Annotated in this window: 15 protein-coding genes; 6 read left to right on the top strand and 9 right to left on the bottom strand. The window is 75.5% G+C overall.

What is annotated here, in order from left to right; all coding sequences use genetic code 11:
* The first annotated feature begins 192 nt into the window (after positions 1–192).
* Positions 193–858 carry a CBS domain-containing protein gene (locus tag ACGFQC_RS24515; protein WP_363089320.1) on the top strand — a complete coding sequence of 222 codons (666 nt, stop codon included), beginning with the start codon at positions 193–195 and terminating at the stop codon, positions 856–858.
* 136 nt (positions 859–994) lie between these two features.
* Here ACGFQC_RS24515 and ACGFQC_RS24510 read toward each other — a convergent pair whose 3' ends face one another.
* Both ACGFQC_RS24510 and ACGFQC_RS24505 read right to left on the bottom strand, forming a co-directional pair.
* Positions 995–1,810 (bottom strand): universal stress protein, encoded by an 816-nt coding sequence (locus tag ACGFQC_RS24510; RefSeq protein ID WP_363089513.1) that lies wholly within the window; start codon positions 1,808–1,810, stop codon positions 995–997.
* A gap of 363 nt (positions 1,811–2,173) precedes the next feature.
* Entirely contained in the window at positions 2,174–3,250 is a 1,077-nt protein-coding gene (locus ACGFQC_RS24505) for a zinc-dependent alcohol dehydrogenase family protein (RefSeq protein WP_363089321.1), read from the bottom strand.
* 318 nt (positions 3,251–3,568) lie between these two features.
* On the opposite strand from ACGFQC_RS24505, the gene ACGFQC_RS24500 reads away from it, so the two are divergent.
* Both ACGFQC_RS24500 and ACGFQC_RS24495 read left to right on the top strand, forming a co-directional pair.
* Positions 3,569–4,174 (top strand): hypothetical protein, encoded by a 606-nt coding sequence (locus tag ACGFQC_RS24500; protein ID WP_363089322.1) that lies wholly within the window; start codon positions 3,569–3,571, stop codon positions 4,172–4,174.
* A 157-nt stretch (positions 4,175–4,331) separates the two neighbouring features.
* Positions 4,332–5,660 (top strand): phosphoribosyltransferase, encoded by a 1,329-nt coding sequence (locus tag ACGFQC_RS24495; RefSeq protein WP_363089323.1) that lies wholly within the window; start codon positions 4,332–4,334, stop codon positions 5,658–5,660.
* 129 nt (positions 5,661–5,789) lie between these two features.
* Here ACGFQC_RS24495 and ACGFQC_RS24490 read toward each other — a convergent pair whose 3' ends face one another.
* From ACGFQC_RS24490 to ACGFQC_RS24470, 5 genes are all read right to left on the bottom strand, one after another.
* Positions 5,790–6,296 (bottom strand): flavodoxin domain-containing protein, encoded by a 507-nt coding sequence (locus ACGFQC_RS24490; protein WP_363089324.1) that lies wholly within the window; start codon positions 6,294–6,296, stop codon positions 5,790–5,792.
* 29 nt (positions 6,297–6,325) lie between these two features.
* The gene (locus ACGFQC_RS24485) at positions 6,326–7,057 is read right to left on the bottom strand and encodes a CBS domain-containing protein (protein ID WP_363089325.1); all 732 of its coding nucleotides are present in this window, start codon (positions 7,055–7,057) and stop codon (positions 6,326–6,328) included.
* Between the two features lie 12 nt (positions 7,058–7,069).
* Entirely contained in the window at positions 7,070–9,778 is a 2,709-nt protein-coding gene (locus ACGFQC_RS24480) for a GNAT family N-acetyltransferase (protein WP_363089326.1), read from the bottom strand.
* 190 nt (positions 9,779–9,968) lie between these two features.
* Positions 9,969–10,847, bottom strand: a complete 879-nt coding sequence (locus ACGFQC_RS24475) for a universal stress protein (RefSeq protein ID WP_363089327.1) — start codon at positions 10,845–10,847, stop codon at positions 9,969–9,971.
* Between the two features lie 109 nt (positions 10,848–10,956).
* Complete coding sequence (locus tag ACGFQC_RS24470) at positions 10,957–11,586, bottom strand: hypothetical protein (RefSeq protein WP_363089514.1); 630 nt, start codon at positions 11,584–11,586, stop codon at positions 10,957–10,959.
* A gap of 317 nt (positions 11,587–11,903) precedes the next feature.
* Here ACGFQC_RS24470 and ACGFQC_RS24465 point away from each other — a divergent pair, with 317 nt between their 5' ends.
* A complete protein-coding gene (locus tag ACGFQC_RS24465; RefSeq protein ID WP_363089328.1) occupies positions 11,904–12,893 on the top strand; it encodes an Acg family FMN-binding oxidoreductase in 990 nt (329 codons plus the stop codon).
* 200 nt (positions 12,894–13,093) lie between these two features.
* On the opposite strand, the gene ACGFQC_RS24460 is transcribed toward ACGFQC_RS24465, so the two are convergent.
* Together ACGFQC_RS24460 and gap are read right to left on the bottom strand one after the other, a co-directional pair.
* Complete coding sequence (locus ACGFQC_RS24460; protein WP_363089329.1) at positions 13,094–14,803, bottom strand: GAF domain-containing protein; 1,710 nt, start codon at positions 14,801–14,803, stop codon at positions 13,094–13,096.
* A gap of 160 nt (positions 14,804–14,963) precedes the next feature.
* Positions 14,964–15,992, bottom strand: coding sequence for a type I glyceraldehyde-3-phosphate dehydrogenase (gene gap / locus ACGFQC_RS24455; protein WP_363089330.1), 1,029 nt, complete (start codon positions 15,990–15,992; stop codon positions 14,964–14,966).
* Positions 15,993–16,277: 285 nt separating this feature from the next.
* Here gap and ACGFQC_RS24450 point away from each other — a divergent pair, with 285 nt between their 5' ends.
* Positions 16,278–17,186: a universal stress protein gene (locus ACGFQC_RS24450; RefSeq protein ID WP_363089331.1), complete on the top strand. Its 909-nt coding sequence runs from the start codon at positions 16,278–16,280 to the stop codon at positions 17,184–17,186.
* Between the two features lie 74 nt (positions 17,187–17,260).
* On the top strand, positions 17,261–18,283 hold the full coding sequence (gene adhP, locus ACGFQC_RS24445; protein WP_363089332.1) for an alcohol dehydrogenase AdhP: 1,023 nt from the start codon (positions 17,261–17,263) through the stop codon (positions 18,281–18,283).
* Positions 18,284–18,399 lie beyond the last annotated feature (116 nt).

Below are 18,399 nucleotides of genomic sequence, written 5' to 3'. Positions count from 1 at the left end.
GGGGGGGGGGGGGGGGGGGGGGGGGGGGGGGGGGGGGGGGGGGGGGGGGGCGCGCCCCCCCCCCCCCCCCCCCGCCCGCCCGGACCCGGTCACCGCCGCTCCCCCACCGCCACCCCGCCTCCGTCCACCGCCCCTCCGCCTTCGCCGCTCCGCCCACCGCCACCTCGCTTCCGACACTCCGAGGAGCACAGCATGTCCAGCAGTCCGCACATCGTCAGCGACGTCATGACGCACACGGTCGTGGCCGTGGGCCGCGACGCGCGCTTCAAGGACATCGTCCAGCTCATGGAGGAGTGGAAGGTCAGCGCCCTGCCGGTGCTGGAGGGCGAGGGCCGGGTCGTCGGCGTGGTGTCCGAGGCCGACCTGCTCCCGAAGGAGGAGTTCCGCGACGACGACCCCGACCGGTACACCCAGCGGAGCCGGCTGGCCGACCTCGCCAAGGCGGGCGCGCTGACCGCGGGGGAACTGATGAGCACCCCGGCGGTGACCGTGCACGCCGACGCCACCCTCGCCCAGGCCGCCCGCATCATGGCCCAGCGCAAGGTCAAGCGGCTGCCCGTCGTCAACGCCGAGGGCCTTCTCGACGGTCTGGTCAGCCGGGCGGACCTGCTGAAGGTCTTCCTGCGGACGGACCGGGACATCGCCGAGGAGGTCCGGCGGGAGGTCGTCTCCGTCCTCTTCCCCGCCCCGGCCGAACCCCTGGGCGTGGAGGTCCAGGACGGCGTGGTGACCCTCACCGGTCACATCCGCGACACCTCCCTGGTACCCGTCGCCGCCCGTCTGGTGCGCGCCGTCGAGGGCGTCGTCGACGTCGAGTGCGACTTCTCGGGCGGATTCCCGCGCAGCGTGCCGAGCTGAGACGGGGGCTCCCGCGCTGCGGCGGTACGGCGGGCCGCACAGGAGCCCGAAGGAGAAACCGACGGTGGGCGGACGGTGCGTCACCGGCCGCCCACCGTCGCTGTCCGGACGGGCACCGCGGTCGCGCGCGTGCCGGTCAGCCGGCGGGAACGACGACCACGGGGCAGTGGGAGCGGTGCAGCAGCGTGTGGCCGACCGCGCCGGGGTGCGGTCCCGGTCGTCCGTCGGTCCGGCGGACGCCGATCACGACGACGGCGGCGTCCCGCGTGGCCTCCAGCAGCGCGTGCGCCGGTCCGGTGCGGACCGTGTCCGCGACGACCTCCACCTGCGGGTGCCGGTCGCGCTGCGCGGCCAGGCCGAAGCGGGGCACGGCCTCGTCGGCCCGTTCCCTGCGGGCGAGCCGTTCCTGTCCCGGGCTCGTCGCGGGCACCAGCGAGGGCAGTTCGGGCAGGACGTGCCGGTGGGCCGGGGTGTGCAGCACCCGCAGCCGGGCCCCGCGCCGCCGCGCCTCCTCGAAGGCGTAGTCGGCCACGGCCGCGTCGGCGTCGTCCGGCAGGTGCATCAGTACGTCCCCGCCGTCGCCGTCGGCGTGGTCGCCGCGCACGACGAGCAACGGACCGTGGGTGTGCGCGGCCACGCGCAGGCTCACCGAACCGAACAGCAGACCGCCGAGCCCTCCGAGCCCCCTGGTGCCCACCACGGTGAGGGACGCCGATCCGCTCGCGTCGGCCAGCGCCCGCACCGCCCCGCCCTCGGCGGCCACGGTCTCCACCGCGAGCGCCGGATGGCGGTCGGCGACGCGGGACGCGGAGGACGCCAGCACCGGTGCGGCCTCGTCGCGGTCGGCCACGGCGTAGACCACGCGCAGCGGGCAGCCGCGGCGGGCCGCCTCGTCCGCGGCGCGGTCCAGCGCGCGTACGGAGACGAGCGAGCCGTCCACTCCGACGACCACTCGTTCCCGGACGACCACTCGTTCCTGGACGACCACTCGTTCCTGGTGCTGATGGTGGTGGGTCATGGCTTCCTCCCCTTCGGCTCCGCCCGACGACTGCGCGACGGCTCACGGCCGATGCTCGTCCCCGGACCGGGGCTGGGGCAGGGGCCGGGGGAACCCGGCGGCGCGCCGAACGGCCCCTTCCGCCGTGCCGTCCGGTCCCCCCGCACGCCTGCGGGGAGGGAGCCGCCGGGCGGATCGGGACCGGTGGCGGAGCGGCCCGGGCCCGGGGCCCGCGGGCGACGCGTGCGGGACGGCGCGACCGCCGGCGGGCCGGACCCGCCCGTCCGCGGGTCCGGCCCGCCGAGCGCCCCGGTCACCTCACCGCTGTTCCGCCCGCACGGCCAGGGAGTCGTGCCGCTGCCCTCCGAGCACGACCTTGAGCGCACCGGTCTCGGCGGCGTTACCGAAGACGTCGTACGCCTCCTGCATGCTGTCGAGCGGGAAGGTGTGGGTGACCAGCTGGGAGGTGGGCAGCCGGCCTGCGGCCGCCATCCGCAGCAGGGTGGGTGTGGAGTGGGTGTCGACCAGACCCGTGGTGATGGTCACGTTCTTGATCCACAGGTCTTCCAGGTGCAGCGTCGCCGGCTTGCCGTGGACGCCGACGTTGGCGACCCGGCCGCCGGGCCGCACCATCCGGGTGCACATCTCGAAGGTCTCCGGCACGCCGACCGCCTCGATGACGACGTCGGCGCCCAGGCCGTCGGTGAGGTCGGCGACCAGTTGCTCGGGGTCCTCACGGGCGTCCGCGACGGTCTCGGCCCCGAGTTTGCGGGCGGCCTCCAGGCGGGACGCCGCCACGTCCACGGCGATGATCCGCTCGGGCGAGAACAGCCGGGCGGTGGCGACGGCCGCCAGCCCGACGGGACCGGCCCCCACGACGACGACGGTGTCCCCGGGACGGACCCGGCCGTTGAGCACGCCCACCTCGTAGGAGGTCGGGAAGATGTCGGCCAGCAGCACGGCGTCCTCGCTGGTCACCGCGCCCGGCAACGGGTACACGGAGAGGTCGGCGTACGGGACCCGGACGTACTCGGCCTGCGTTCCGTCGATCAGGTGACCGAGGATCCAGCCCCCGCCGCCCCGGCACTGGCCGTACATGGCCTCGCGGCAGTAACGGCACCGCCCGCAGGCGCTGATGCAGGAGACCAGGACCTGGTCCCCCGGCCGCACCGTACGCACGTCGCCGCCGACCTCGACGATCTCACCGACGGCCTCGTGGCCCAGCACCGTGCCGGAGCGCACCTCGGGTACGTCGCCCTTGAGGATGTGCAGGTCCGTCCCGCAGATGGTGACGGCGTCGACCCGGACGATGGCGTCGGTGGCCTCCCTGATGCCGGGGTCCGGCATCTCTTCCCAGGCGGACTGTCCGGGACCGTGGAATACGTAGCCTTTCATGCCGCACCTCTCGGGTTCTCGCTCCAGGGCGGGAGCCGGACCCCCGCGCCGCCGTCGGCGGGCGGAGCACGGCTCCCGCGCACTGCGTTCCGCGCCCCGCCCCCCCCCCGCCGGCCCCCGGGCCCCGGCAGCCGCGGGGCCCCGGCGGGCCCGCGCCCGGCCCCGCCCGGGGGGCCGGGGCGCGGCCCCCCCCCCGGGGGGGGGGCGCCGCGGAGGGCCCAACGGCCTCTCGGCGGGGCCGGGGCAGGTCCGTTCGGCCCAGGGGAGCCGCCCCCTCGGCCCCTGCCCCGCGCCCGGCTTCGCTGCCACCGTCGAAGCATGACGAGGACGGGCGAGGAGGTGCCGGCGATGCGCGGCAGCAGGGGCGTGGGAATGCCGTGGCGGAGGCGGGACGATCCGCTGCGGCGGCACGAGGATGTCGTCGAGGCCTGGATCATGCTGGTGCTGTGGACGGTCGTGCTCGTCGGCGGGACCCTCGCCGGGTTCGTGACGGCCCACGCCGCCGTCCAGGCGTCCGCCCGGGAGCGTGCCGAGCGGCACCCCGTCACGGCCGTCGTGCTCGCCGACGTGCCCCGCGCCACGACGGACGTCGGCAACGCCTACCGGATGAGGGCCGGGGTGCGCTGGACGGCTCCCGACGGCACCTCGCGGACCGGGCTGACGCTGGTGAGCAGGGGCACCGAATCCGGCGCGAGGATCACCGTCTGGCAGGACGACCGCGGCACGCTCGCTCCGCAGCCGACGGGCGCCACCGAAGGCGCCGTCGAGGCGGCCTTCTTCGGCGCCGGCGCCGCGCTGGCCGTCGCCGTCGCCGCTCTCGGCGTCGGCGCTCTCGCACGGTGGCGGCTCGACCAGGGCCGGCTGGCCCGGTGGGCCGCGGAGTGGGAGCTGATCGGCCCGCGGTGGACCCAGCGCACCGGATGACCGGCGGCGGGCACCGCGCGGCCCCTCGCGGACCTCTTCCCCGGAAGGGGCCGACCGGCCCGCGGGCAGGAGCGTCCGGCCCTGCACGGCGGTCACGCGCGCGTGCTGCGATGAACATCGAGGCGGCCGACCGCCGCCGCGCCCCAGGAGGTGGCGTATGCGCCACGACGACCGCACGGACGCCGCGTTGCGGCCCGCCCGTACTCCGCGGCCCCCGTACCGCACCGACGTCGTGCCGTCCCCGTACCGCACCGACGTCGTGACGCCGGGCCCCCCGGACGGGGCCGGGACGGCGCACGAGGCCACCGGACGCCCGGATGCGTCCCCGTACGCGCCGACGGCGGGCGGTCCGAGTGCGCCCCGCCGACCGGGCCCGGACTTCGGCGCCGTCGGCCCCATCGGCTTCATGGGTCCCATCGGCTTCATGGGTCCGATGGGCACCGTCGGCCGCGCACCGGAGCACCGGGTACGGCTCAGCCGTCCGGTCCGCCCGCCGCGGCAACCCGGCCGTGCCGGCACGGCGGCGGACGAGGCGCCGACCGCCGCCGTCCCCGCGGACGCCACCCGGCGGGCGGTCCGCGTGCCGGGCGCAGGCCGGGTGGGGGCGCCGGTTCCGGCCGGTGCGGAAGGCACGCCGGCACGGCTGCGACGGCTCACCGAGGACGTTCTCCGTGCCAGGAGGTCTCCGCACGATCCTGGTTCCGTGGGTGCCCGCCACCGCACCGCGCCCGGCGCCGGCCGGAGTGCGGCACGCGGGCCGGCCGCGACCGGTGCGGCCGCCTCGCCGGCGCTCGACGGAGCGGCGGCGCGCGAGGGGACCGCCGTATCGGACGGGTCCTGGCCGCGGGGCGAGGTGGAGGTGCCCGCCGGACCGGTGCGGCTGAGCGGGCGGCTCTCGCTTCCCGCCGCCCCCTGGGCGATGGTGGTTCTGGTGCGCGGCTCGGGCCGTCACGGCCCGCGGGAACAGCGCTTCGCCGACGCCCTGCGCGGGCGGCACCTCGGCACCCTCCTGCTCGACCTGCTCGCCGAGGAGGAACGCACCCCGCACAACGTCCACGACGTCGTCCTGCTGGCCCGGCGCCTGCGCGCCGCCTCCCGGTGGCTCCGCCGCGAGATCCCCCTGCCGGTGGCCTACTTCGGCACGGGCACGGGTGCGGCGGCCGCTCTGGAGGCCGCCGCGGGCGACGACGTCCGCGCGGTCGTGTCCCGCAGTGGCCGTCCCGACCTGGCCGGGCCGGCCGCGCTCGCCGCGCTCGAGGCCCCGGCGCTGCTCGTCGTCGGCGGACTCGACACCCGGGTGCTCGGCCGCAGCCGGGTGGCGGCCGACTGGATGCGCTGTGAGCACCGCGTCGCCGTGGTCCCCGGCGCCACGCACGCCTTCACCGAGCCGGGTGTGCTGAACACCGCGACAGAGCTCGGCCTGGACTGGTTCACCGATCGCCTGCTCCGGCCGGGCCCCGTCACCGCGCGCCTCGGCACGGCGTGACCGGGCGCACCTCGGCACGGCATGACCGGCCGACAGGCCCGCCGGCCGGTCACGGCAGCCGGTCGCCGCGTGGGCGCCCCCTGGTGCCCGTCACGGTGACGGGCACCAGGGGGCTCGCCGACCCGCTCCCTACGCGCTCCCGCGGTCGCGCAGGGCCTTCGCGACGCCCGCCGCCCACGACTCGATCGCGGCGAAATCACGGAAGTCGCCGCCCTTCCCGGACCGGACGATCATGCGGGCGACGCGTCCCCTGGCTCCCTCCTCCAGCCGCCCGCCGAAGGTGACGTGTTCGGTGACGTCGAGCTTGTCCATGGCGCGCCGGACACCGGGCACGGGCGGGATGTCCCGCCCGGAGGCCGAGGCGTCCAGCGGTCCGCTGCTGAAGAACCACACCGGACGCCCGGTCAGCGCCCGGCGGTGGCGTCGTACGAAGCGGCGGGCGTCCCTGTGCCAGCGTCCGGCGTACAGTCCGCCGCCGACCACCACGGCGTCGTAGAGCGCCACGTCCGTCACGGACCCGGCGGGCAGTGCCTCGGCCGCGAGCCCGTCCTTGCGAAGGACCTCCGCGACCGCCTCCGCGATCTGCGCCGTCGAGCCGTTCTTCGTCGCGTAGGCGACCAGCACGTTGTCCGGCATGGCGATCCGCCTCCTGTCAGATGCGTCTCTCAGATGCGTCGCGGCCGTCCGTCGGCCGCGCCGTGCGGGACCCGGGTGTCGGGCCGGGGCCGGGTGTCGTCCATCCGGTAGGTGAGTCTGTCGACCACGCCGACCGCGCCGTCCGTCCGGCGGGCCATGGCCACGGCGATCTCGGTCTCGCTCCTGCGCTCCATACGGCCGTCCAGGGTGACCACGCCTTCCGTCACGAAGACGTCGACGCTCCTGGGTGGCAGCCACAGTGCTTTCACCAGTATCTCGTCGATCACCTCCCGACGGATCTCCGCGTCGGGCCGCAGGAAGATCCGCATCAGGTCGTGCCGGGTGACGATGCCGACCAGCCGGCCCCCGGCGTCGAGCACCGGCAGCCGTTGCACGTGCCGTCGGGCCATGGTGCGGGCGGCCTGGACGACGGTGTCGCCGGCGTGCGCGGTGACGGGCGGCGCGGTCATGAGCTGTCCGGCGGTGCGGGCCCTCGCCCGCACCGCCCGCCGCCTGGCGCCGGGCGTGAGCGCGGGGAGTCCGGCGCGCCGGGCGGGCCGGTGGAAGACGGGTGTCTCCCCCTGGCGCGTCATCAGGTCCGTCTCGGAGACGACACCGATGACGTGGTCGTGCTCGTCGACCACCGGCAGTCCGCCGATGCGGTGCTCGGCGAGCAGCCGCGCGACGGCCTTGAAGGGGGTGCCGTACCCGGCTCGGACGACGTCGGTGGTCATCACGGACGCGACCTCGGCGTTTCTCATGGTCCTGCCTCCTCAGCGGAGCCTGCGCAGAAAGGGGTCGTGGGCCCGGCACGGCAGCAGCCGGATCCGCGCGTCGAGCACGCAGACCGGGCCGGGGGCCGCGAGGACCGGGTCGAGGTCGGCCTCGGCGAGCTGCGGCAGGTCGCCCGCCAGCCGGGAGAGCCGCGCCAGCAGCTGTTCCAGGCCCTCGAGGTCGACGGGGCCGTCGCCGTGCGCGCCGAACAGGAGCGGGGCGCAGCGCGGGGACGTGATCAGGTCGTGCACGTCGTGGTCGGTGAGCGGGGCGAGCCGGGCGGCCTGGTCGGCCAGTACCTCGGTGGCGGTGCCGCCGAGGCCGAACAGGACGAGCGGCCCGAAGACGTCGTCCTGGACGACGCCGGCGAACAGTTCGGTGCCGCGCTCGGCGAGGGGTTGCACGACCACGCCGGTCATCAGTCCGGCGAAGCGCGTCTGCAGGTCGCGGAAGGCGGCCCGCACCCGGTCCTCGCCCCGCAGGCCGAGGTGGACCGCGTGCTGTTCGCTCTTGTGGACCAGTCCGGGCCAGTGGGCCTTCATGACGACCCGGCCGTCCGAGCCGCGCAGCCGGTCGGCGGCGAGCACGGCCTCGTCCTCCGTCTCGGCCCAGGCCCAGGGCGTGAGGGGGATGCCGTAGCAGGACAGGAGGTCGGCGCAGGTACGGGGGTCGAGCCGGCCGCCGTCCGGGTGGGCGGCGAGGTAGGCCGCGGCGATCTCGTGGGCGCGTTCGGTGTCGACCCCGTCGGCGTCCACGACGGTGCCCGCCGGCCGGCGCAGCCAGGCCGCGCGCCGGGCGGCGTGGGCCAGGGCGCGCGCCGCCGCCCGGGGTTCCGCGTACGAGGGGACGCCGTCGTCGTCGGCGGCGGCGGGCAGCAGGGTGACGGGCACCGCCTGGTCCAGGCGCACGACGGCGACCGGCCGCGGCCGCCGTCCCGGTCCCCGGGTGACGGCGCGCAGCAGGTCGTCGCCGGTGGCCTCGGCGACCGCGGTGGGGACGAGTGCCACCAGCAGGGCGTCGATCGCCGGGTCCTGCGCGAGCCGGTCCAGGCAGGTGCGCAGTTCGTCCTCGGTGACGGCCGCGGTGGTGTCCACCGGGTTGCTCACGGCGGCTCCGGCCGGCAGGACGGCGCGCAGGTCGTCGACGAGTCGCGTACTGAACCGGGACAGGACGAGTCCGGCCTCGGCACAGGCGTCGGCGGCCAGGACGCCCACCCCGCCGGCGTTGGTGAGCACGGCGACGCGGGTACCGGCGGGCAGCGGCTGTGTGTGGAACAGGGCGGCGGTTTCGAGGAGTTCGCCGATCGAGTGCGTGGCGGTGACGCCGGCCTGGGTGAAGAGGGCCTGACGGGTCATGGTGCGGGTGGCCGCGGCGGCGGTGTGCGCGGCGGCGGCCCTGCGGCCGGCCTCGGTGCGGCCGGCGTCGACGGTCAGCACCGGCATGCGGCGCGTGACGCGCCGCGCGGTGCGGGAGAAGGCCCGTGGGTCGCCGAAGGACTCCAGGTGCAGCACGGCGAGGTCGGTGCGGTCGTCGCTCTCCCACCACTGGAGCAGGTCGTTGCCGCTGACGTCGTACTTCTCGCCGAGGGAGGCGAAGGTGGAGACGCCGATGCCGAGCCGGGACAGGCCCTCCAGCAGTGCGATGCCGACGCCTCCCGACTGCACGGCCACTCCGGCGGTGCCCGGCAGCGGGTGGCCGGCGGCGAAGGTGGCGTCCAGGCACAGGCGCGGCTCGGTGTTCGAAACGCCGAGGCAGTCCGGGCCCACCAGCCTCATGCCGTACGTGCGGCAGATCGTCAGCAGAGCGCGCCCCCGGTCGTCGTCCAGCCCCGCCGTGACGACGACCAGGGCCCGTACGCCGGCCTTGCCGCACTGCTCCGCCACGGTCGGCACCGAGGCGGCGGGCCCGGCGATGACCACGAGGTCGGGTGTCGTGGGCAAGGAGTCGACGGAAGGGTACGAGGGCACGCCGAGCAGCGAGGTGGCGCCGGGGTTGACCGCGAACAGACGCCCCGTGAACCCGCCCACGTGGAGGTGGTGCAGCAGGGCCCGCCCCACGGAACCGGGGACCCGGCCGGCGCCGACGACGGCGACGGCGTTGGGCCGCAGCAGCGGTTCCAGGCTGGCGACGTCGGCGACCCGGCCGCGGGCCTCGACGGCGGACAGGTAGGCGTCGTCCTCGCCCAGCGCGACGGTGCAGCGGACGTCCGGTCCTTCCGGGCGGCGGTCGACGCGCAGGCCGAGGTCGGCGAAGAGACGCAGGGCCTCCCGGTCCTCGGCGAGCGCGTCCGCCGTGAAGGTGGTGATGCCGTCCGACCGGGCCGCCGACACGAGGTGCTCGACGAGGAGGGTGCCCACGCCCCGGTGGTGCAGGCCCGCGGCGACGGCGACGAAGAGGTCCGCGGCGTCGGGCGCGCCGTCGGTGTCGTACGGCGCGTCGTACTGTGCGAGCCCGAGGACGCTGCCCCGTGCCTCGGCCAGCAGCGCGCGACGGCCGGGCCGCGCGGGGGCGCAGGCCCGGTCGGCGGCCGTCCCGGCGGACCGGCCGTCCACCGCGCGGAACCCGCGGCGCGGGTTCTGCGGGGACACCTCCTGGTAGAGCCCCTCCAGCTGGTCGTGGTCGCCCGGCAGCACGGGACGGATGCGCACGGTGGTGCCGTCCGCGAGCAGGGCGTGGACTCCGGGCCGGCTGAGCAGGTCGTCCGTCATCGGGGACTCCTTCGGGGCTTGTCGCTACGTCGATCGTCGGCGGCGCGCGGGGGAGGGCCCAGGGGCTGTCAGGGGCCGGTCGTGGGGCCGGTCGGCCCCCTCCACCGCCGGCCGGGGCGCCGGTGGCCGAGGGATGGCGCTCCGGGCGGCCGTCCGCGGCGGGCCGGCTCCCCGGAGCGACCGGGGCGGCTCAGTCGTGCGGGACGACGGCGACGGGAGCGGTGCAGTGGTGCAGCACCGCGTGGGTGACGTGGCCGACGTGCGCGCCGGGTCCACGGCGGCGGATCCGGCGGCCCACCACCACGAGCCGGGCGTCGCGGGACGCCTCCACCAGCTGCGCGGCCGGGCTGCCGTACCGGGACTCGGCCGTGATCTCCAGGTCCGGGAACTTCTCCCGCCAGGGGTGGAGCATCTCGGTCAGCGCGGTGGACTCGTACCGGGCGAGCGTCTCGTGGAAGCCGGGGTCGACCGACAGTGCGTAGGCGTAGGAGGGCTTCGGGCTCCAGCCGTGGACGACGCGGACGGCGGCGCCGCGGCGGACCGCCTCGGTCAGGGCGAACTCGATCAGCGCCTCGCTCGGCCGGCCGGTGTCCAGACCCAGCACGACCGGCCCGTGGGCGTCGCCCGTGCCGTGTCCGTCGGCGGGTTCGGGGGCGCGGACCAGGACCACCGGCCGTTCGGCGTGCGCCACGACGGCGAGGCCGACCGAGCCGACCAGGAAGCCGCCGAGCCCGCTCATCCCGCGCGAGCCGAGCACCAGCAGTTCCGCCTCGGCGGCCACCCGGCACAGCGCCTCGGCCGGGCCGCCGGAGAGCTGCTCGGTCCGGACGTCGAGGCCGGGGTGCCGCAGTCGCAGTTCCTCGGCGGCCTCGCGCGGGATCCTCCCGGTCCAGTGCCGGCTGGTCTCGGCGTCGGGGAGGGAGTCCTGCGCCATGGACTCCGGAAGGGGCTCCCAGACCTGGACGAGCCGCAGCGGCAGGGTGCGCAGCCGCGCCTCCCCGGCGGCCCACTCGGCGGCGGCGCGGCTCTCGCGGGAGCCGTCGAAACCTACGGCGACGGTGCGGGACATGGTGTGTGTCTCCTGGATGAAGGGCCGGTCGGACCGGCCGCGGGGGTGGTGGGGTCGGGGTCTCACTGCTGCGGCGGGCCCGGTCGGGGGCCCGCCGCGTGCGGCGCGCTCAGCGCAACCAGCCGTTGTCGCGGACGAACGGGAGGGCGGCCCAGCGGCGGCCGGCGCCGAGGGTGTCCCCGGCGGAGGCGGCGGCCAGGGCGATCAGGACGAGGGCGTAGACGAGGTGGTAGTCGGCGAAGGGGTTCGTCGACATGCTCGGCGCGCCGTCCGAGAGGTGCTGGGCCGGCGGCCACTCCGCCATCCACATCAGCGCCATCATCGCGGTTCCCGCCCCCGCGGCGAGCCGCAGACCGATCCCCGCCACCAGCGCCGCGCCCACGCCCAGGAGGCCGAGCATGAACAGCCAGTCCGCCCAGGCGGCACCGGCCCAGGAGTGGAACGTCGACTCCAGGGGCCCGGCCGCGACACCGCTGAGGAACCCCTTCGTCGGCGATCCCCCGTCGACCCAGGCCTTGCCGGACGAAGTCGCGTATCCGAGACCGAACGCCTTGTCGAGGAAGGCCCACAGGAAGACGAACCCCATCAGGATCCGCAGGCTCCCGAGGAGGCGGGCCCGCACGGTGTGCGTGCCCTCGAGTGCCGACTCGGCGGGCCCGGGCGCCGTGGCCGCACGGCCCCTGCGGAACGACGGCAGGTGAAGACCCGCGGTGCGGTGAGCGTGCTCGTGCACGGCCATGGCGGTGATCCCTTCGAAGACGGCCCGGTCGGTTCCGGACACCGCTCACTCTGCTGTGCCGGGCCGCCCCCACCGAGTGCCGAAGGGCCGCGACCGAGGGGCTGAACGTCCCCCGGTCAAGGGCCTGTTCGGCGGCGGGCGGACGGCAGGGGGCGAGCACGGCCCGGTCCGCCGCGGCCGGCCGGGAGCCGGGCGGGGCCACTCGGGAGCCGGGCGGGGCCACTCGGCCCATGGCCTTCGCGCTCTCTTGGCACCACGCTGAGCCAGGACGACGACCGGCACCGCCCACGGCACGTGCGGGTCGGAAAGGAGTTCCGATGAGCACGACGACTCTCGACGTTCCCGTCCTGGAGAGGCTGATCGCCGCCGCCGCGGCGGCGCCCTCCGTCCACAACACCCAGCCCTGGCGCTTCCGGTACGTCCCGGAGACCCGGACGGTGGAGATCCGGGCCGCCACGGAACGGGGCCTGCGCCACCTCGACCCCACGGGCCGCGCCCTGCACCTCTCGGTCGGCTGCGCCGTCCTCAACCTGCGCGTGGCGGCCGCCCATCACGGCCACGAACCCGTCACGCGGCTGCTGCCCCGTCCCGGTCGGCCGGATCTCCTCGCCACCGTCCGCCTCGCCCGGGCGGCCCGCGGTACCTCGGCACCCGACCTGCACGACGCCGTGTGGCGCCGGCACAGCAGCCGGTTCCCGTTCTCCGACCGGCCCCTGCCGGGGCACCTCTTGGCCGAGCTCACCGAAGCGGCCCGGGCGGAGGGGGCCTTCCTGCGCTTCCCCGATCCGCAGGAGACCGGCCACGTGCTGCGGCTCACGCGGGAGGCGGAACACCGCAACACGGCGGACGCCGACCGCGCGGCCGAGAGCCGGCACTGGGTCCGGGCCGTGGAACCCTCGGCGGTGGGCATGCGGACGGGGGTCCTGGGTTTCCAGGACTTCCTGGATCAGGTACCGATGCGGGACTTCGGCGCCCACCGGCACCCGGCCGTCCTCGCGGCCCGCCCGTACGAGGCGCATCCGCAGCTCGCCCTGCTGTCCACGGCGCACGACCGGCGCGCGGACTGGCTGCGCGCCGGCCAGGCCCTGGAGCACGTCCTGCTGTCGGCCACCGCCCACGGCGCCCAGGCCTCGTTGCTGCACCAGGCCCTCGAATGGCCGGACCTGCGCGCGCAGTTGGGGTCGCTCGGCGACGAACGGCGCGGTCACGCGCAGATGGTGATCCGGCTCGGGTACGGTCCCGGCGGACCGGCCTCACCGCGCCGCACGGCGTGGGAGGCCATGGACGTCGCGCGCGGGCCGCTGTGATCCACCGGGGCGGTGAGGAGGGCCCGACGGGACCGTGCGGAGGGCCGTCGGCGCGGTGCGGGAAGCTGCCCGAACCGCCGGTCCGGTGAGTCCGGTGAGTCCGGTGAGGAGGAACGGCGGGGCTCCCGCGCCTCGCGCCGACGACTCGGCGGGCCCGCCCGGAACGTCTCCGTCCGGGCGGGCCCGCCGTCGGGTCGTGGTCAGCCGGCCGCCGGACTCTCCGTGTCCCGCACCGGGGCGTGCCACACGAGCTCGGTGCCGCCGCCTTCCCGGTCGGCGTGTTCCATGTCCCCGCCGAGCTTCCTGGCCCGTTCCGCCATGTTGGTGAGGCCGCTGCGGCGGCCTTCCGCCGGGATGCCCACACCGTTGTCGGTGACCGTGAGGCGGACCTCCTTGCCGTCGGTCTCCAGCACGACCTCGGCGCGGTCGGCGCCGGCGTGCCGGGCGATGTTGGTCAGGGACTCGGACAGGACGGCCACGATGTGGTCGGCGGTGTCCTTCGGCACGTGGGTGTCGAGCAGTCCCTCCATGCGGACGCTGGGGGCGAAGCCGAGGACGGGCGCGGCCTCTCCGACCACCCGGACCGCCCGGGTCCGCAGGCCGGGCGCCGCCTCGTCGCCGCGGGTGCGCAGACCGAAGATCGTCGAACGGATGATCTTGATGGTCTCGTCGAGGTCGTCCACCGCCCTCAGCACCCGCTCGGAAGCACCCGAGTGCTCGATGAAGCGGCCCGCGCTCTGCAGCGTCATACCGGTGGCGAACAGCCGCTGGATGGCCAGGTCGTGAAGGTCCCGGGCGATCCGGTCGCGGTCCTCGAGCAGCACGATCTGCTCGGCGTCCTGACGGCGCTCGGCCAGCTCCATGGCGACGGCCGCCTGGGCGGCGAAGACCCGCAGCGGTGCCATCTCCTTCTCGGTGAACTCGTTGCCGCCCGTCTCCCGGACCAGCAGCACCACACCGCGGGCGCTCTCGCCGGAGCCGATGGGGACGGCCACGGCCGGACCCAGCCCCGTGAGCCGCGGGGGGCCAGCCGAAGTCCGTTCGTCCCGGGTGATGTCCGCGCTGATCACCGGGGTGTCCTGGGCGAAGGCCTGGCCGATGAGGCTGCCTTCCTGGGGCAGTACGAGGCCCCGGTGCGCCTCCGCCTCCAGGCCGATGGCCAGTTCCACGGCGAGGGAGTCGGTTCCCTGCATCGGGATCGCCAGCACGGCGAGCGCCGCGCCGGTGATCTCGCGTGCCTGTTCGGCGATGAGCGCGAGGACGTCGCCCTGCTCGCCGCCGGACATCAGCCGGTGGGTGATCTCGGCGTTGGCCTGGAGCCAGCGCTCGCGCAGCCGGGACTCCTCGTAGAGCCGGGCGTTGTCGATGGCGACGCCCGCCGCGACGGCCAGCGTCGACAGCACCGCCTCGTCCTCCTCGTCGAACTGCAGCCCGCCGCGTTTCTCGGTGAGGTACAGGTTGCCGAAGACCTGCTCGCGCACCCGGATGGGGACGCCGAGGAAGGAGTTCATCGGCGGGTGGTTCGCCGGAAAGCCGTACGAGGCGGAATGTTCGGAGAGTTTCGCCAGGCGCAGGGGCTCGGGGTGGCGGATCAGCTCTCCCAGGATGCCGTGGCCCTCCGGGTACGAGCCGATGCGCGCGATCTGTTCCTCGCCGACCCCGACCGTGTGGAACGCCGACAGCCGGCGCCCGTCCGGGCCGATCACCCCCAGTGCGGCGTACTCGGCGTCGACGAGGGCCGCGGCGGCCTCGACGATGCTGTGCAGTGCCTGCTCGAGGTCCAGTTCCCGGCCCACCGAGAGCACTGCCTCCAGCAGGCTGTGGACGCGGTCCCGGGTGCCGCGGGCCGCGTCCAGGCGGGCCTGCAACTCTTCCAGGAGCTCGTCCAGCCGTAGCTGGGGCAGCCTCATCCGAGCCTGCTCCCCCTCGGGGCTTCCCACCCGTTCTCCTCCCGCTCTCCACCGGTGACCGGCCGTGGTACCGCTTCACTGCGCCTGCAACGGTAGCGGTCGGCGCCAAAGGAGGATACGGGATCGTTTCGTCGTGGCGGGAAGCCCCGAGGGGTGATCGTCAGTCGCGGGGCAGACGGGCGGCGACGTACTCGGTGAGGTCGAGCAACCGGTTGGTGTAGCCCCACTCGTTGTCGTACCAGCCGAAGACCTTCACCAGGTCGCCGTGGACCTGGGTCAACGGGGCGTCCAGGACGCAGGAGGCCGGGTCCCCGACGACGTCCCGGGAGACGATCGGGGCGTCGGAGACCCTCAGGACGCCCTTGAGCGGTCCGGCGGCGGCCTCCCGGTAGGCGGCGTTGACCTCGTCCGCGGTCACGGGGCGTTCGAGGACCATGGTCAGGTCGGTGAGGGAGCCGTCCTCGACCGGGACGCGCACGGCGCTGCCGTCGAGGGTGCCGGCCAGCTCGGGCAGGACCAGGCCGACGGCGCGGGCGGCCCCGGTGCTGGTGGGGATGATGTTCACGGCGGCGCTGCGACCGCGGCGCAGGTCCTTGTGCGGGCCGTCGAGGACCACCTGGTCGTTGGTGTAGCCGTGGATGGTGGTCATCAGTCCCTTGACGACGCCGAAGTGCTCGTCGAGCACCTTCACCATCGGGGCCACGCAGTTGGTGGTGCACGAGGCGTTGGAGACCACGTGGTGCCGTCGCGCGTCGTACGTGCCTTCGTTGACGCCCATGACGACCGTGGCGTCGACGTCCTTGCCCGGCACGGACAGCAGCACCTTGCGCGCGCCCGCCGACAGGTGCCGGCCGGCCTGCTCGCGGGTGCGGAAGCGGCCGGTCGACTCGATGACGATGTCGACGCCGAGGTCTGTCCAGGCGAGGGCGGCCGGGTCGCGCTCGGCGCTCACGGCCACGCGGTGGCCGTCGACGGTGAGCGAGGTGTCGTCGTGCTCGACGGGCCGGCCGAGGCGGCCGTACGTCGAGTCGTACGTCAGCAGGTGGGCCAGCGCCGCCGGTGACGTGACGTCGTTGACGGCCACCACCTCCACGGGCGTCGCGCCGCCCGCCTCGGCCCGTTCCAGCACGCACCGCAGGTAGTTGCGCCCGATGCGGCCGAAACCGTTGATGCCCACGCGTACGGTCATGTCCGTCGTCCTCCCCGATGGGTCGTCCCTGTCCGGTCCGGTGCTCCCCGGACGCCGTGCCAGCCTCCCGTCGGCGGGCGGGGCGGGGCTTGGGCCGGAGGGGGGCCGGCGGCGGGCCGTTCGGCCCTGCTCAGGGCGGTGTGGCCGGACCGGCGGCCCGGCCGGGCCGCCCGGAGCAGGGCCGATGGGGCCGGTCGGCCCGCGCCGAGGACCTGCGGCCCTGCTGCGGACGGCCTCCACTGCCGCATGCTGGAAGCAGAAGCCGAGTCCAGGAGGCAGAACACCATGGTCCGCACTGTTGTCGCGGGTATCGACGGGTCGTCCGAGAGCAACGCCGCCGCGCAGTGGGCCGCACGTGAGGCGCAGTTGCGCGGTCTGCCGCTGACGCTGGTCCACGTGTGGCAGCCGGTGCCGGAGCCGATGGCCCAGGCGCCGCTGCTCGGCGCCGAGACGCAGGCGCACTGGAGCGAGCGCATCCCGCGTGAGACGGCCGAGGGCCTGCGGCTGCGCCACCCCGGCGTCGAGATCACGCAGCGGCAACTGACCGGCACGCCCGCCGACGTGCTGGCGGACGCCGCGCAGGACGCCGAACTGCTCGTCCTCGGCTCCCGCGCCCTCAGCGGGCTCGGCGGCTTCCTGGTCGGCTCGGTGGGCCTGGCGGCCGTCGCGCACACCGATGTCCCGGTGGTGCTCGTCCGGGCCGGAAAGCAGGCCGCCGCCGACGAGCACGTCGCGGATCCGGCCGGCACCCCGTCCGCGGCGGCCCCGTACCGCCCGGTCGTGCTCGGCCTGGACGTGGCCAGGCCCGACGACGCCGTCCTCGACTTCGCCTTCGAGGAGGCCGACCGCCGCGGCACCGCCCTGCGCGTGGTGCACGCGTGGACGCTGGCGCCGTACTACGTCTACAGCCTGCCCGCGGCGCCCGAGGTCGGTGCCGAGCTCGGCCGGCAGGAAGCCGCCGCTCTGGCCGAGGTGCTGCTCCCCTGGCGTACGAAGTACCCGGACGTCGAGGTCGTCGAGATCTCCCGCCTGGGCAGCGCGGCCGACCTCGTGCTGGACGCCGCCCGCGAGGCCTCCCTCGTCGTCGTGGGCCGCCGGATCCGCCGCAACCCGCTGGGCGCCCACATCGGCCCGGTCGCCCACGCCGTCCTGCACCACTCCGCGGCCCCCGTCGCCGTCGTCGCGCACCCCTGACGCCGCACGGCCCACCACGCACCAGCACATCCAGAACAGCACAGACAGCACAGACAGCACAGAGGAGAAGAGCCATGAAGGCAGCGGTCGTTCGAGCATTCGGTGAGCCCCTGGTCATCGAGGAGCGTCCGGACCCCGAGCCCGGTCCGGGTCAGGTCCGGGTCCGGGTGGAGGCGTCCGGGCTGTGCCACACCGACATCCACGCCGCGCACGGTGACTGGCCGGTCAAGCCCAACCCGCCGTTCGTGCCCGGCCACGAGGGCGTCGGCCTGGTCGAGAAGCTCGGCGAGGGCGTCACCCACCTGTCCGTCGGGCAGCGGGTCGCCGTGCCCTGGCTGGGCAGGGCCTGCGGGCGGTGCGAGCACTGCCTGTCCGGCTGGGAGACCCTGTGCGAGCAGCAGATCAACACCGGCTACGGCTGCGACGGCGGATACGCCGAGAAGATGCTGGCCTGGGCCGACTACGCCCAGGTGGTGCCCGAGGGCGTCAGCGCCCTGGAGGCCGCGCCGCTGACCTGCGCGGGCGTGACCACCTACAAGGCGCTCAAGGTCGCCGACGTGAAGCCCACCCAGCTCGTCGCCGTCTCCGGCGTCGGCGGGCTCGGCCACCTGGCCGTGCAGTACGCCAAGATCGCCGGTGCCACCGTCGCCGCGATCGACGTCACCGACGAGAAGCTGGAGCTGGCGAAGGAACTCGGCGCGGACATCGTCATCGACGCCCGGGTGGAGAACGTCGCCGAGGTGCTCAAGCGGCACGGCGGCGCCCACGCGGCCATCGCGCTCGCGGTGAACGACGCGGCCTTCGAAGCCGTCAACGCCGGGCTGCGACGCGGCGGCAAGCTGGTGATGGTGGCCCTGCCGGCCCACGGCACGGTCCGCGTGCCGATCTTCGACACCGTCCTCAACGGCACCTCGGTGATCGGCTCCATCGTCGGCACCCGTCAGGACCTCGCCGAGGTCTTCCAACTGCACGCCGCCGGACGCACCAAGGTCATCTACGAGACCCGCGCCCTCGACTCCGTCAACGACTCCATCGACGAGGTGCTGCGCGGCGAGGTCAAGGCCCGCATCGTCTTCGACCTCGGCACGGGGCGGTGACGACGGCGCGAGGCCCCCGCTCGTGGGGGGGGGGGGGGGGGGGGGGGGGGGGGGGCCCGGGGCCGCCCGGGGGCGGGCGGGGGGGGCCCGGAGACCCCACTCAGGCACGCGCTGGG

It is taken from the genome of Streptomyces sp. NPDC048734, assembly GCF_043198675.1.
Taxonomy (GTDB): Bacteria; Actinomycetota; Actinomycetes; order Streptomycetales; family Streptomycetaceae; genus Streptomyces.
This window is presented reverse-complemented; position numbering and strand designations above follow the sequence as displayed.

Coding starts and splice junctions, on each gene's coding strand:
- ACGFQC_RS24475 (WP_363089327.1), bottom strand. CDS start 10,847: ATGTCCCGCACCGTCGCCGTAGGTTTCGACGGCTCCCGCGAGAGCCGC.
- ACGFQC_RS24480 (WP_363089326.1), bottom strand. CDS start 9,778: ATGACGGACGACCTGCTCAGCCGGCCCGGAGTCCACGCCCTGCTCGCG.
- ACGFQC_RS24470 (WP_363089514.1), bottom strand. CDS start 11,586: ATGGCCGTGCACGAGCACGCTCACCGCACCGCGGGTCTTCACCTGCCG.
- gap (WP_363089330.1), bottom strand. CDS start 15,992: ATGACCGTACGCGTGGGCATCAACGGTTTCGGCCGCATCGGGCGCAAC.
- ACGFQC_RS24460 (WP_363089329.1), bottom strand. CDS start 14,803: ATGAGGCTGCCCCAGCTACGGCTGGACGAGCTCCTGGAAGAGTTGCAG.
- ACGFQC_RS24485 (WP_363089325.1), bottom strand. CDS start 7,057: ATGAGAAACGCCGAGGTCGCGTCCGTGATGACCACCGACGTCGTCCGA.
- ACGFQC_RS24515 (WP_363089320.1), top strand. CDS start 193: ATGTCCAGCAGTCCGCACATCGTCAGCGACGTCATGACGCACACGGTC.
- ACGFQC_RS24465 (WP_363089328.1), top strand. CDS start 11,904: ATGAGCACGACGACTCTCGACGTTCCCGTCCTGGAGAGGCTGATCGCC.
- ACGFQC_RS24495 (WP_363089323.1), top strand. CDS start 4,332: ATGCGCCACGACGACCGCACGGACGCCGCGTTGCGGCCCGCCCGTACT.
- ACGFQC_RS24490 (WP_363089324.1), bottom strand. CDS start 6,296: ATGCCGGACAACGTGCTGGTCGCCTACGCGACGAAGAACGGCTCGACG.
- ACGFQC_RS24450 (WP_363089331.1), top strand. CDS start 16,278: ATGGTCCGCACTGTTGTCGCGGGTATCGACGGGTCGTCCGAGAGCAAC.
- ACGFQC_RS24500 (WP_363089322.1), top strand. CDS start 3,569: ATGACGAGGACGGGCGAGGAGGTGCCGGCGATGCGCGGCAGCAGGGGC.
- adhP (WP_363089332.1), top strand. CDS start 17,261: ATGAAGGCAGCGGTCGTTCGAGCATTCGGTGAGCCCCTGGTCATCGAG.
- ACGFQC_RS24505 (WP_363089321.1), bottom strand. CDS start 3,250: ATGAAAGGCTACGTATTCCACGGTCCCGGACAGTCCGCCTGGGAAGAG.